The following is a 13,191-nucleotide window of genomic DNA, read 5'->3' as shown; positions in this document are numbered from 1 at the left end:
TTAACTACTTTCTGCCCATGAGCTTTCCCTATTATGATGTTAGAATTTCCTTAAGTATCTGCAAGCGATTTCATTTGCTTCTTGGTGCAATCGCTTGCACTACACCCTTACACACTTTAGCTAACCAATTATAGGGAGGGAATTTTATGGACAAATATAGGAAAGCTGGCATCTTGATCATGCTCCTAAGCCTGATTCTCAGTTTATTCACAGGAATTCACCCGCATTCATCCTCTGCCAGCACAGGCGAAAGTCCAGTAATAGACGGGAGTCAAGTTACTTTCTCCTATCAGGGAGAAGCTCAGCAGGTCCGGGTCGCCGGCAGTTTTACCGGCTGGCAAGATGGAGCATTGGCAATGACGAAAGGCGAAAACAATATATGGTCAAAGACTATTCATTTATCACCTGGAGTCTATGAATATAAATTTATTCTGGATGACGGCAATTGGATTGCCGATCCGGCAAATAGCAAGACTGGTAACGGAAACAGCTTACTGGCTATTAGCGGATTAACGACTGAAATGCCTGCTGATGCTGTAAAAGATACCCTGATTCCTCTTTCAGCCAAATTAGTACATAGCAACGGCACTATCGAAGATGTGCAGCCAGCCTGGAGATTAAAAACTGAAGCAAATGGCGTTGAGGTGAAAAATAATCAGCTGGCAATCTCCAATTCTGCTGAAGCAGGAAGCGTAACTGTCATTGGCGAATTCAATGGCTATACACTGGAGCATAGCTTCAGCATTATCGGTCAGATGAATAGCTATACAATAAACTACTGGCGCGATGACGGTGAGCAATTCAATTGGGATTTATGGGCATGGGAGGACGGAAAAAATGGCAAGGCTTACCCATTTACAAACCGGACAGAAGGATTTGCCCAAGCTGAGATTTCTGTTCCTTCGAGTAAAATCCATGTCATTCCCCGTCCCGGAAACTGGGATACTCAGGATGTTTCCAGAACCATCACCATGCCTGATGGCCAAAATGAGGCAGAAGTATGGCTCGCTGAGGGCGACCAAACCGTTTATTACTCAAAAGAGGAATTTGACGATCGGAATGCTGGAGATAACCGTCGTTTTATTGAGTTTACGTATGTAAGAGACAATCACGATTATGAAGGCTGGAACATTTGGACCTGGCAGACTGGCTTAAAGGATGGGCAAGCAGATTTTACCGAAGTCAATGACAAGGGGGCTGTTGCATTGATTGAAATTGGCCAGCAGAGTGAGCAAATGGGATTTGTGCTTCGTAAAGGAACAGGCTGGGATCAAAAGGATCCTTATGGTGCCGACCGCTATATTAAAACAGGGAATGACAAGTACACCAAGGTTATTGTCAAAAGCGGCCAGAGTGAATTCTATCAGGTCCCTTCTATTACGGGTCCTCTTCTAAACAATGGCAGTCTTACTCTTTATTTTAGAGATCCGGCGCTGTTCAAACAGGGCAAAATGGATTCGATTGAAAAGGTTCAGGCAAAGTTGAATGGACAGATTTATGATATGCAGTATTCCCTTAAGGAAGAACGTTTCTTTGTGACGATTGATCACTTAAAAGAAGGCACATACGAGTACTCTTTCCTTGTTACTAGAGATGGAGAGACTTCTGAAATGAAAGATCCTTTTAATGAAAAGTCATCCATCACCTATAAAAACCCAGCAGCAGAGATCAGAACTGACGTGAGTCCAAATAAAGTTTCATACAATGAAAATGCCGTTTTGTCTATTGAAACAATACTTTCAGATCCTGAGGTATCTATTAAAGAAGCTTACGCAGACCTATCTGCTATCGGCGGAAGCAGCAAAGTCAGTATTGACCCGGCATTAAATGCACACACCATTTCCATTGATCAATCTGTAACGGCAGGCATTAAGAAGCTGCCGATCACAGTGATTGATGAATATGGGAATTTTCATGCGGGAGAAGCTTCCGTTGAAGTCAAAACCCGCACCTTCAGCGGCAAAAAGGATGATTTTGATTGGGATGAAGCACGCATTTACTTTATGCTGACAGACCGCTTCAACAATGGAGATTCTACCAACGATGATCCAAACCATTCAAATTATGATACGTCCCATCTGGAAACCTACCATGGCGGGGATTTCCAGGGTGTGATTGAAAGACTGGATTATCTCGAGGACCTTGGCATTAACACGATTTGGATTACACCGATCGTCGACAACATCAATTGGGACCTGCGCCATGATAAAGATGGAAACCAATATGGCTATCATGGCTACTGGGCAAAGGATTTTACAAAATTGGATGAGCATCTTGGGGACATTAAGACATTCCAGGAACTTTTGGAAAAAGCGCATGACCGCGGCATAAAAGTGATGGTGGATGTGGTACTGAACCATACCGGATATGGATTAAAGGAAAACGATCCCTCCATTGGGCTTGGAATTCCCAACTTCCCTTCTGATGCTGACCGCGAGCGCTTTGCCGGCATGCTGCGGGATGGAGGAAATGATACCATCAGCGGCGAGCTGGCCGGATTGCCTGATTTTAAAACTGAGGAAGAAGAGGTCCGCAGACAAATTATTGACTGGCAGACAGACTGGCTTGAAAAAGCAAGGACAGACCGCGGGGATACGATTGACTACTTCCGTGTGGATACCGTTAAGCACGTGGAGCATACAACCTGGAAAGCATTTAAAAATGCACTGACTGAAATCAGGCCTGACTTTAAAATCATCGGAGAATATTACGGCGGCCACATCGATGAACATGGAGGCTTTCTGAACAGCGGCGAAATGGATTCCATCCTCGATTTTGATTTTAAACATACCGCTGCTGATTTCATTAACGGCAAAATCGACGCAGCTGAAGCAAAATTGCAGGCTCGAAATGATAAGCTCTCAAATACGGCAGCTCTTGGCCAATTCTTAAGCAGCCATGATGAAGACGGCTTCCTGATCACAAGTGCGGGCAATGATTGGGGCAAAATGAAAATCGCCTCTGCCCTCCAAATAACAGCAAAGGGACAGCCAGTTATCTATTATGGGGAAGAAATCGGCCTTTCCGGCAAACATGCAGGAGATATGGATAAAGGAGAATTTAATGAAAACCGCTATGACTTTGACTGGTCCCTAATCGGAAATGACATGCACAAGCACTACCAGAAGCTCCTTAACATCCGGAAAGATTACTCGGCAGTGTTTTCAAAAGGTACACGCGAAAAGCTCGCAGGCAGTGACGCTAATGGGTATTTAGTCTTTAACCGCTCCTATAACGGCATAAATGCTGTTGTAGGCATAAACACTATGACGGATAAAAAGAAAGTAACAGTAAAGGTCCCATTTGCCGCCGGCAGCAAGGTCATTGACCAATATTCCGGAAAGAAATATTCAGTGGACAAAAATCAGCAGATTGAAGTCAAACTGCCCGGCAGAAATGAGGGCGGTACGGTCATTCTAGTTTTGGATGAAAAAAGGGATTAATAAAGTCAGGGAGCCTCTCTAATGGAGAGGCTCCCTGTTTTACTGTTTAGCTCAAGGTACGACGAAAACCGTTAAAGGTGTGGGGGATAGTCAAGGCGCCTTGCGCTTTGCTTATTTCTCCATCATTTCCTTCAAATACTGAAGCTGGCTTCCATCTTCCCGCTTCACAATATTCACGATGAAACGCTTCGTTAATTTGGCGACAAGGCCGCTGGTTTTAACGTTTGCTTCCATCTCCACCTGCGTTCCTTCTTCTATTTCATGAAAATCATATTTATATTCTGTTATCAGTCCATTTGCATTGCTGCGGGTGGTATAGGTTCTGTCTTGTTCAAAATCAATAATTTCAATATCTGCACTGATTTTTTTCCCTCTGACCATACGGGTTTCGATGAACCTTGTTCCTTTTCCGATCTCGCCATCGGTCTGTTTTTCCACGTTCACAACAAACGGCATGAGTTCAGGGACATTTTCCATTTTAATCATATAATCGAATACTTCATGTACAGGTTTATTGATAATCTCACTGGAACGAAAATCAGCCATGCTTTGCACCTCAGAGTCATAGAGTCTATGACTCTATTATATAACAAAAAAGCCGGGCTGACTAAGAAAAGCGGAAGTGCGAACACGGACTGAGAACGCCACATCCTTCCAAAATCTAGCGCTTTTAGTCGTGCGATGATAAAGCTGCCGGAGCATTCCTTGTGGAGCAAGACAGTTCTCGAATTTCATATATGCTCTCACCTTAAAAAGCAACTCGCCCTTACAGCCTCTGATGGTAAAGGGAGCAGAATTTGCACCAGTCCACAATGACGATTTTTCTGCCTGTAATTTCGATGATTCCTTCTTTTTTCAGTCTGGAAAAAACACGGCTGACACTTTCCCGGGATGTTCCGACAAGGGTGGAGAATTCCTGGACGGTTATGGGAAGCTCAAGATGCATCCGATTACAGTGGTTGGCGCCGAATTTTTCCGCGAGCCTTTCCAATGTCCGGACTGTTTTCGAGTACACATCAAGCAGGGCGATGTCCCTCAGAATAGAGGTCATATCACGCAGCGATTCACTCATATAGCGGATAATCTGAACAGCCATTTCCGGTGAATACAGAAGCTCCTGTTCCAGATCATCCGTGTTCAGAAAGTAGATTTCACCATCCTGCACCATTGTACCCGTCGCAGGATAGGTTTGGCCCGTCTGGTTAAAAAGGTTGGCTTCTGCAAAAATCTCGCCTTTTTTCTTAATGCAGACAATCAGTTCGTTGCCATGTTCATCCTGTTTCGTCAGCTTCACAATGCCGGAATGAACAAAGTAAACTCCTTTGGCGACATCATATTCAGACATAATTCTTTCGCCCTTCAAATAAGATTTCTTAATAATTCGTTTATCGATCAGCTGTATGGATTCACTGGGGAGCTCTTTAAAAATTTCAATCTTGCCTAAAAATTCATCGATCAACGGTCTATGATCCTGCTTTTCATTTTCCATTCCCATCCCCCGCTTTTACATTTCTATTAGAAATATTTTAGCTAAGATGGGGTTAGGAAGAAGTGACTTAACTCACAAAAGCCTGCTCATTGCTTGAAATTCCATTTGTCGAAATTAATGAGTGATTACTCACTTTACAAATAGACTGTTTTCCCTTTATGATTGATGTGAGTGATTACTCACTTTTTAGTTGAAAAGGAGTGAACCAATGAAAAATTCAATTGTTTCCATCCAAAATGTATCCAAGACTTATGGAAAGCACCAGGTTTTAAAAGGCATTAACCTTGAAATTTACGAGGGTGAAATTTTTGGCCTGCTCGGCCCATCTGGAGCCGGCAAGACGACGCTTGTTAAACAACTGGCAGGACTGGAGGTGCCAACACAGGGGGAAAACCATATTTTCAGCGAAAAAATGCCCCAGCTGGATTTGATCAAACGAATTGGCTATATGGCACAATCTGACGCTCTATATACTGACTTAACAGCAAAGGAAAATCTTGATTTTTTTGCAGCGCTGTATGGATTAAAAGGAAAAGAAAAAAAGCAGCGGATGAATGAGGTAATGGAAATTGTTTCGTTAACTGACCATCTCGGCAAGCTGGTTTCCGATTATTCAGGGGGTATGAAAAGAAGACTTTCCCTTGCCATTTCCCTTCTGCATAGCCCTGGTCTCCTCATACTGGATGAACCTACTGTAGGAATCGATCCTGTCCTCAGAAAAAGCATCTGGGAATCTTTTAAAAGTCTGAAGGAAAACGGAACGACTATCCTGGTGACGACTCATGTTATGGATGAAGCTGGAAAGTGTGACAGACTTGGCATGATTAGAGACGGACAGCTCATTGCAGCTGGAACACCGGAAGAATTGATGCAGCAGACCAGCTCTGCCAATATTGAAGATGCCTTCCTGGCATATGGAGGTGCGCAAGTATGAGGATTATGGCCCTGGTTATACGGATACTCCGCCAGATTGTAAGAGATAAACGGACGATGGCTCTATTGATCTTCGCTCCTATCCTGGTCCTGACTATGCTTCACCTTGTGTTTAACGGAGATGAATATACGCCTGAAATTGGCCTCATTGATATCCCTGAAAAACTGGAATCTCAGCTTAACCTGGAAGATGCTAAACTCAAACACTATGATACGGAGAAGCTGGCAGAAAATGACCTATCAGACAAGAAGCTGGATGCGTATCTGGTTTTTGATCAGATGCCGCCATCAGTGGTTCTGGAAGGAAGCGATCCAAGTGTAAACGGAGCTGTGATGAAATGGGTTCAGGATGCACTGAAGCCTATACAGCAAAATGGAGAGAATCAGGAGATAAAGATCGATTATTTATTCGGCTCGGACGACATGGGGCAGTTTGATTATTTCGGGCCGGTGCTGCTGGGATTCTTTGTCTTTTTCTTTGTATTCCTGATTGCCGGTGTTTCCTTTTTGAGAGAAAGAACAACCGGTACACTTGAGCGGCTCTTGACCAGTCCTCTCCGGAAATGGGAAATCGTTACGGGATATATCATGGGATTTGGGTTATTCACCATGATCCAGGCTGCCATCATCGCCTGGTATGCAATCTATGTGCTTGGCATGCTGATGGAAGGGTCTTTTGGCTATGTCCTGCTCATTACACTGCTTCTTTCGCTGACAGCATTGACTCTGGGAATCCTGCTGTCTTCCTTTGCCAATAATGAGCTGCAGATGATTCAATTTATACCGCTTATTGTGGTTCCCCAGATCTTTTTCTCGGGGTTATTCAATCTGGAGACCATATCAGGGTGGCTCAGCTGGATCGGTCCTTTTACGCCTTTATTTTACGCAGCTGAAGCATTAAGAAATGTAATGGTGAGAGGATTTGGATGGGAAATGATTTATAAAGATCTGCTTATGCTGCTCGCTTTCTCATTGCTCTTTATGTTTCTGAATATCGCTGCTTTAAGACGGTACCGGAAAATTTAAAATTTCTTTTTGCATTTTCATTCCTTTATAATAAAGGCATAGATTTTGAACGTATAAAGGAGTTAACCATGCCAGAGCAGGATTCCATTTTAGAAGGATTATTTCAGGAAGAAGAAAGACTTACGGAGAAGCAGAAGAAAATTATCATGGCTGCGATTGAATCGTTTTCCGAAAAAGGCTATGCAGCCACTTCGACAAGTGAAATCGCCAAGAAGGCAGGAGTAGCCGAAGGAACCATCTTCAGACACTATAAAACAAAAAAGGATTTACTGATGGGGATTGTTTCCCCGATGATGGCGAAGCTGATTGCTCCCTTTGTCATCAAGGATCTATACAAAGTAATTAATCATAAATACGAACACTTTGAAGATTTTTTAAGAGCCATGATGGAAAACCGGATAGCGTTTCTGAAAAACAATATGCCTCTTATTAGGATCCTGATTCAGGAAATTCCGTTTCACCCTGAACTCAAGGAACAGTTTAAAGAGCATATCGCGATTAAAGTATTTGAACGCTTTGTTACTTTGGCTGAATATTATCAGAAAAAAGGTCAGATTATTGATATTCCAGCCTATAGTGTAGTCAGAATGACCTTTACATCGATATTTGGCTTTTTAATCGCGAGGTATTTAATATTGCCTGAAGCCGATTGGGATGATAAAAAGGAAATCGAGCTGACCATTCAATTCATCATGCATGGACTTTCTGCTAAAGACTAAAGCCTGGCACAGCTGCCAGGCTTTTTATATATCCGAAAGCGGAATTTGATAGAGTTTGTCATCCTTATCAAGCGGATTGCCGCGTCCGTCCGTATTGTTGCTGATAAAATATAGCACATCCCCTTCAATAAAGACGTCCCGGATTCTTCCTAAGTTAGAAACAATTTTCCTGACGTTCTTTGTTTCCAGATCAAACTCAAGAACGGCACTGCCTCTTAAAGCGGCAGTGTAAAGCTTGCCTTTATAATAGGCCACCCCGGACGGAGCCCAGGTTTCGTCATCACCTGAGGTAAATAGCGGTGATTCCATTCCTTCCTTCTTTTCGGTCCCTTTTATGACGGGCCATCCGTAATTTTTACCGGGAAGGATCTTATTGATTTCATCATTGGCCGATGGGCCGTGCTCACTTTCATATAAAGTTCCATCCTCAGCCCATGCCAGCCCCTGCGGATTGCGGTGGCCGTAACTATAAACATAGGATCCGCTGAAAGGATTATCCCCCGGTACGCTCCCATCCAGATTCATTCTTAGGATTTTTCCTCCCAGAGAATTCACATCCTGAGCAATTTCAGGATCAGTGGCAGCATCGCCTGCAGTAGCATAAAGCTTTCCGTCAGGGCCAATTTCAAGCCTGCCGCCGTGGTGGAACTGCCCGCTCGGGATTTTATCGAGCAAAAGCCTCTCCTCTTTCCACGTTCCCTCTTGAAGCCCAAGGGTCACTATACGATTAAACTGACCTGAGGTGTTTTCATAGGTGTAATAGGCATATGCTTCATTTGATTTTGAAAAATCAGGTGCCAGCACAAATCCAAGCAATCCAGCTTCGGAAGCAGTAGAAAGTTTTTTCGCAAGTTCAACTTTTTGACGTTCTTTCTTGCCATCCTCTACTTTTACAATGCTGCCCTGCCTTTCCGTCATGTAAAAGGTTTCGCCTGTTTTGGCAATGGACCAGGGAATATCAAGCTCATCCGCCAGTATTTCCGGCTCTTCACCGGCAGGAAGGCTTGCCTCCTGATCCTCGACTTGTTTCCCGCTATTATTCCCGCCGGTACTTGAGCATCCAGCCAGCAGGCCAAAAACCAGTAACCCTGCACCTAACACCTTTTTCATCCAGCTTCCATCCCCCTTGAAATTTTACTTCAGGACTTCCCGGATTGCCTTGGCTACACCGCTGTCTTCATTTGCAGATGTCACCGCATCACATTGTGCTTTAATGATGTCATCGGCATTTCCCATGGCAACGGATCTTCCTGCACGTTTGAACATAGACAAATCATTATAATTATCGCCAATTGCCATTGTTTCCAGAAGTGAAATGCCTCTTTCTTTTACAAAAGCTTCAAGAGCAATCCCCTTTTGGGCGTTCACACTTGTCAGCTCCAGGTTCTCATCCCCTGATGAACTTACAGCCATGCCTTCAAGCTTAAGCAAGTCTTCTTTGGCGGATACGAGAAAATCCGGTTCGAATGAGAAGGCCAGCAGCTTGTATATTTGGTGCTCGTCACTGTTGAAAAGCTCGTCATAGCTGTTCACTTTTCGCACCAGCCCTTTTGTAAAGCGTTCTTCCGCAGCTTTTGTCACTTCGTCAATATCCGCTTCTGGATTTCCGCTTAAAAAGATGTCGACAATGATGGAGACGCCGCGGTCTTCATCAATGGTGTATGTACCCTGGTTTGTGTATACCTCAAAATAAACGTTGTTCTGTACAAGGATATAGGCAGCTTTTTTAGCCAGGTCCTTATCGAGCGGATTGGAGGATACAACTTTTCCATCTGCAGCTCTCACTTCTGCCCCGTTTGCGCAAATAATCGGGCAGGAGATGCCGGCTTCATCGAGGACGAAGCTTGCTTCGAAGTAGGAGCGCCCGGTTGCGATGACTACTTCGACTCCTTTTTCCTGTGCTGTTTTAATGGCTTCGATATTTTCAGGCGTGATTTTCTGTGTGGCGGTTAAAAGCGTGCCGTCCATATCACTTGCAATGCATTTGATCATTATAATTTCACCTTCTGGCTGTAGTATTTTTACTGAAAAACTTATTTGCCATTCTATCATGTTCTTAGGGTTATTTTAAATAATTGCACTTCCCTGAAAAACTCTCTTACTTATTTTAGTTTATGTATGCTGTCCGTTGATTTCCGCTGCGGGCCCCCAGCAAACCCTCGGGGAGGAACGAGAGCCTCCTCCGCAGGACATTGATTATGCTTCCTCGGCTAAGCACCGCACGAAGGAAATGCGTCAGCATTTGCGAGGATCAAGAGTCCTCCACTGCAATCAACTCAGTGCTCCTAATTTAAATGATAAAAACCTAAGAGTCTAACCAATATACTTACTCCCCTCCCTAATGCTCAGCCTGGCAAGTGTGTTTGATTCAATAAACCTTTTAACTGATTCAGGGTTTGTTTTGGAGTATTCCCTGAGCGCCCAGCCGATGGCTTTTTGGATGAAGAATTCTTTGCTGTCATTGTTTAGCATAATATAGCGGTATAGCAGGTCTTCGTTTGTGCTGGTTTTGTATTTCAGCTGAAATAGGATGGCGGCCCTGCGGAGCCACATATTTTCGCTGGTCGCCCATCCCTCTATTTTTTCGGGGATGACTTCTGGATTTTTGGCCGCGATGGCGCCTGCCGGGTGGGCGGCAAGCATATCGACGGTATCCCACCAGGATTTCGTTGTGATCAGCTTTTCAACTAATGAGAGATGACTTTTGTCCAGTTTCCTTGTGAATTTCCCGATGTAGTCAAGGGCGGCAGCCTGGTATTCACGCTCTTCCAGATCCCATAAGGCTTCCACAAAATCCGAATTAAATTCCTGCTTCAGAAGGCCTGTCTCATTAAAAAATTCCTTTAAAAGAGCTCTTCGTTCAGGCGCCTTAATTCCAAGAAAAGGAAAGTGGTCTTTAAGATAGCTTTGCATGGGGATTGCTTTTTCTATGTCTCTATTTTCCTCAAAAAGCTTTATTAATAATCGAATATCCATCTAAACACTCCTTTTTGCATCAACTTGGGGTTATGTTTCCCTATCCGAGTCCGGGTTCGGACTCGCTCTTCCCGATTTCTCCTTTTCCTGTCCGAATGAGCACCGGGTTCAGTTAATTTATCATTCCACATTCACCAACTGCCCTACACATTCTTCTCCATCTTCCATTCTCGAGGTCTCGTCAACATTAAGCTGATAATAGCGGTACACCTTCTTCCAAAAGCGGATAGCAGGCTCATTTCGTTTTAACTGCTCTATATAGTAGGTTCCCTTATATTCGCTGAACAATAGATCAATCGCTGTTTGCCCCACGTTTTTCCCTCTGAACGAGTTATACAGAAAAAAGTCATTGATGCAGTAATCTGCTTTTCTTAAAAAGGGAGCACGCAAAAGCAGCAGGAATCCTGCCAGTTTGCCATCAGCTTTAATGAGGTAAGGTTCTATGCCTTCTTTGTCCCAGATTAATGAAAAGGCGTCAAATTCGAATGTGCCTTCTTCATTTATCTCCAATGCATCAGTGTATTTTGTTAAATCGTGCAGATAGAAAGCATACATGTTTCTTAAGATATCCCGGTCTTTCCATTCAGCTTTCACTATTTTAACGTCCATATCTCCTGTCCCCTTTCGATGTTTACTCTCCTAATTTAAGTGGCAGAAGCCTTCTAGACAACAATTATGTCAGAAAAGAAGGAATAGATCGAATTTTACAGAAAATATAATAGGTTAATAATTAAAATTGGGGGTTGCATCATGAAAGTACTGGTATCTTTCTTTAACCGCATTATGCAGCGGTATTTGCCTGATCCATTTTTATTTGTCATTATCCTAACCTTTGTTGTTTTTGGATTAGGTTTGATTTTCACAGATAATGGACCTTACCAAATGGTTCAGCATTGGGGAAATGGTTTTTGGGGCCTGCTGACTTTTTCCATGCAGATGGTGCTGGTTTTAGTCACTGGACACGTGCTGGCCAGCAGCACGATCTTTAAAAAAGGATTAGGTGCACTGGCATCATTAGCCAAGTCACCAGGCCAGGCTATCCTTATTGTGTCATTCGTATCGATGATTGCAAGCTTAATTAACTGGGGATTTGGCCTCGTGATTGGCGCCTTATTTGCTAAAGAGCTTGCCAAAAGAGTAAAAAATGTGGATTATCGCCTGTTGATTGCAAGCGCTTACGCCGGCTTCGTTGTCTGGCACGGAGGAATTTCAGGTTCGATTCCATTGACCATTGCTACACCTGGACACTTCTCTGAAGAGATGATTGGCGTCATCTCTACTGACCAGACCATCTTTGCCGGATTCAATATTTTCATTGTTGTCGCACTATTGTTGGTTTTGCCTTTTGTAAACCGTTTTATGATGCCGTCGAAAGAAGAGACCATTGTGGTCGATCCTGCTCTTCTTCAAGAAGACATCCAGGCAGCTTCAATTGAAAAAGAGGCGATGACACCTGCTGAACGCCTGGAAAACAGCCGTCTGATTTCCCTGCTTGCCGGAATTTTTGGTCTTGTTTTCTTATTTTATTATTTCGCTGCAAAGGGGTTTAACCTGAACCTTGATATCGTAAATTTCCTATTCCTGTTCCTCGGCATCCTTTTCCATGGAACACCTAAAAGGTTCCTCGAAGCTGTCCTCAATGCAGTGAAAGGGGCTAGCGGAATCATTATTCAGTTCCCGTTTTATGCCGGAATCATGGGCATGATGACTGCCTCAGGACTTGCTGCGGTTATGTCTGAAGCGTTTGTCAGCATTTCGAATGATTACACATTCCATTTCTTCGCGTTTTTAAGCGCGGGGCTTGTGAACTTCTTTGTTCCTTCAGGAGGAGGCCAGTGGGCGGTTCAGGCTCCGATTATGCTTGAAGCGGCTCAGTCAATGGGTGCTTCCATCCCTAAAACAGCCATGGCTGTCGCATGGGGTGATGCCTGGACCAACTTAATTCAGCCTTTCTGGGCCCTTCCGGCGCTCGCCATTGCAGGACTCAAAGCAAAGGACATCATGGGATTCTGTGTTCTGACTCTGCTGGTCAGCGGGGTGATTATTTCAATAGGGTTTTTATTTTTCTAAAGTCAAGAGCATGGCATCCGCCATGCTCTTCTATTATGAGATAATGTGTATTATCTTAATTTAGATAACTGTCTAGCTCCAGCGCCTGCCCCCTTGGGGTCACAAGCCAATCCTCTCAGAAAGGCAAAGAACTCCTTTCCGTGAGGCCTGTCTTAGGCTTGAGGCCCGCAGGACAAGGAAGGCTTCTTCAGCATAATCATCGCACGACCAAAAGCGGCAGCTTTTGGGAGGATGCGGGTCATGCAGACGTTGCCACAAGACGTGGCGAGATCTTAGTCTGCGTTCCTTCGTGGGAATGGCGCTTCCGCTTTTCTCATGACATTCCATTATGATGATCATTTTTCATGTTATGCATATAAGACTCGATATAAGCTCTCTCTGACTCAGATACATGCTTTTCATTTTCTTCAGGGTCAAAATCGTCAATTCCATGCTTTTTATGCCACCAGTCCACAAACATTCCCGCTCCCAGCAATACTGCACAAAAGCCCAGCAAATATAGAATCAATTTGATCACCTCTCTATAGTATATCAA

12 protein-coding genes are annotated in these 13,191 nt (G+C 43.9%); 5 read left to right on the top strand and 7 right to left on the bottom strand.

Translation table 11 applies throughout. From position 1 onward, the window contains the following. Nucleotides 1-146: 146 nt before the first annotated feature. A complete protein-coding gene (locus tag MKY20_RS04650) occupies nucleotides 147-3,443 on the top strand; it encodes an alpha-amylase family glycosyl hydrolase (RefSeq protein ID WP_251266791.1) in 3,297 nt (1,098 codons plus the stop codon). 111 nt (nucleotides 3,444-3,554) lie between these two features. Here MKY20_RS04650 and MKY20_RS04645 read toward each other — a convergent pair whose 3' ends face one another. Both MKY20_RS04645 and MKY20_RS04640 read right to left on the bottom strand, forming a co-directional pair. Then, nucleotides 3,555-3,989 carry an SRPBCC family protein gene (locus MKY20_RS04645; protein ID WP_009332347.1) on the bottom strand — a complete coding sequence of 145 codons (435 nt, stop codon included), beginning with the start codon at nucleotides 3,987-3,989 and terminating at the stop codon, nucleotides 3,555-3,557. A 220-nt stretch (nucleotides 3,990-4,209) separates the two neighbouring features. Further along, nucleotides 4,210-4,932 (bottom strand): Crp/Fnr family transcriptional regulator, encoded by a 723-nt coding sequence (locus MKY20_RS04640; RefSeq protein WP_009332348.1) that lies wholly within the window; start codon nucleotides 4,930-4,932, stop codon nucleotides 4,210-4,212. A 208-nt stretch (nucleotides 4,933-5,140) separates the two neighbouring features. Between MKY20_RS04640 and MKY20_RS04635 the strand changes: the two genes are divergently transcribed. The 3 genes from MKY20_RS04635 to MKY20_RS04625 all read left to right on the top strand — a co-directional run bounded on the left by MKY20_RS04635 (nucleotide 5,141) and on the right by MKY20_RS04625 (nucleotide 7,610). Further along, nucleotides 5,141-5,866 carry an ABC transporter ATP-binding protein gene (locus tag MKY20_RS04635; protein WP_009332349.1) on the top strand — a complete coding sequence of 242 codons (726 nt, stop codon included), beginning with the start codon at nucleotides 5,141-5,143 and terminating at the stop codon, nucleotides 5,864-5,866. After that, on the top strand, nucleotides 5,863-6,891 hold the full coding sequence (locus MKY20_RS04630) for an ABC transporter permease (RefSeq protein WP_251266790.1): 1,029 nt from the start codon (nucleotides 5,863-5,865) through the stop codon (nucleotides 6,889-6,891). Before MKY20_RS04635 ends, MKY20_RS04630 begins: the two co-directional genes overlap by 4 nt. A gap of 68 nt (nucleotides 6,892-6,959) precedes the next feature. Beyond that, nucleotides 6,960-7,610, top strand: a complete 651-nt coding sequence (locus MKY20_RS04625; protein ID WP_251156335.1) for a TetR/AcrR family transcriptional regulator — start codon at nucleotides 6,960-6,962, stop codon at nucleotides 7,608-7,610. Between the two features lie 24 nt (nucleotides 7,611-7,634). On the opposite strand, the gene MKY20_RS04620 is transcribed toward MKY20_RS04625, so the two are convergent. The 4 genes from MKY20_RS04620 to MKY20_RS04605 form a co-directional block, all read right to left on the bottom strand. Beyond that, nucleotides 7,635-8,720 (bottom strand): PQQ-dependent sugar dehydrogenase, encoded by a 1,086-nt coding sequence (locus tag MKY20_RS04620; RefSeq protein WP_251156336.1) that lies wholly within the window; start codon nucleotides 8,718-8,720, stop codon nucleotides 7,635-7,637. 24 nt (nucleotides 8,721-8,744) lie between these two features. Then, on the bottom strand, nucleotides 8,745-9,602 hold the full coding sequence (locus MKY20_RS04615) for a Cof-type HAD-IIB family hydrolase (protein WP_009332354.1): 858 nt from the start codon (nucleotides 9,600-9,602) through the stop codon (nucleotides 8,745-8,747). A 321-nt stretch (nucleotides 9,603-9,923) separates the two neighbouring features. Beyond that, nucleotides 9,924-10,586 carry a DNA alkylation repair protein gene (locus MKY20_RS04610; protein ID WP_009332355.1) on the bottom strand — a complete coding sequence of 221 codons (663 nt, stop codon included), beginning with the start codon at nucleotides 10,584-10,586 and terminating at the stop codon, nucleotides 9,924-9,926. Nucleotides 10,587-10,706: 120 nt separating this feature from the next. Further along, a complete protein-coding gene (locus MKY20_RS04605) occupies nucleotides 10,707-11,195 on the bottom strand; it encodes a GNAT family N-acetyltransferase (protein ID WP_251266789.1) in 489 nt (162 codons plus the stop codon). A gap of 141 nt (nucleotides 11,196-11,336) precedes the next feature. On the opposite strand from MKY20_RS04605, the gene MKY20_RS04600 reads away from it, so the two are divergent. Next, nucleotides 11,337-12,656 carry a short-chain fatty acid transporter gene (locus MKY20_RS04600; protein ID WP_251266788.1) on the top strand — a complete coding sequence of 440 codons (1,320 nt, stop codon included), beginning with the start codon at nucleotides 11,337-11,339 and terminating at the stop codon, nucleotides 12,654-12,656. Between the two features lie 313 nt (nucleotides 12,657-12,969). Here the strand turns inward: MKY20_RS04600 and MKY20_RS04595 are convergent, their stop codons facing one another. Then, a complete protein-coding gene (locus MKY20_RS04595) occupies nucleotides 12,970-13,173 on the bottom strand; it encodes a hypothetical protein (RefSeq protein ID WP_162271992.1) in 204 nt (67 codons plus the stop codon). Nucleotides 13,174-13,191: the final 18 nt, after the last annotated feature.

This window comes from Cytobacillus sp. FSL W8-0315 (assembly GCF_038002905.1).
In the GTDB taxonomy this organism is placed as follows: domain Bacteria; phylum Bacillota; class Bacilli; order Bacillales; family Cytobacillaceae; genus Cytobacillus; species Cytobacillus pseudoceanisediminis.
This window is presented reverse-complemented; position numbering and strand designations above follow the sequence as displayed.

Excerpts from the sequence above, each read along its gene's own strand:
- MKY20_RS04625 (WP_251156335.1), top strand. The coding sequence starts at position 6,960 with ATGCCAGAGCAGGATTCCATTTTAGAAGGATTATTTCAGGAAGAAGAA.
- MKY20_RS04630 (WP_251266790.1), top strand. The coding sequence starts at position 5,863 with ATGAGGATTATGGCCCTGGTTATACGGATACTCCGCCAGATTGTAAGA.
- MKY20_RS04610 (WP_009332355.1), bottom strand. The coding sequence starts at position 10,586 with ATGGATATTCGATTATTAATAAAGCTTTTTGAGGAAAATAGAGACATA.
- MKY20_RS04645 (WP_009332347.1), bottom strand. The coding sequence starts at position 3,989 with ATGGCTGATTTTCGTTCCAGTGAGATTATCAATAAACCTGTACATGAA.
- MKY20_RS04600 (WP_251266788.1), top strand. The coding sequence starts at position 11,337 with ATGAAAGTACTGGTATCTTTCTTTAACCGCATTATGCAGCGGTATTTG.
- MKY20_RS04615 (WP_009332354.1), bottom strand. The coding sequence starts at position 9,602 with ATGATCAAATGCATTGCAAGTGATATGGACGGCACGCTTTTAACCGCC.
- MKY20_RS04620 (WP_251156336.1), bottom strand. The coding sequence starts at position 8,720 with ATGAAAAAGGTGTTAGGTGCAGGGTTACTGGTTTTTGGCCTGCTGGCT.
- MKY20_RS04640 (WP_009332348.1), bottom strand. The coding sequence starts at position 4,932 with ATGGAAAATGAAAAGCAGGATCATAGACCGTTGATCGATGAATTTTTA.
- MKY20_RS04650 (WP_251266791.1), top strand. The coding sequence starts at position 147 with ATGGACAAATATAGGAAAGCTGGCATCTTGATCATGCTCCTAAGCCTG.
- MKY20_RS04635 (WP_009332349.1), top strand. The coding sequence starts at position 5,141 with ATGAAAAATTCAATTGTTTCCATCCAAAATGTATCCAAGACTTATGGA.
- MKY20_RS04605 (WP_251266789.1), bottom strand. The coding sequence starts at position 11,195 with ATGGACGTTAAAATAGTGAAAGCTGAATGGAAAGACCGGGATATCTTA.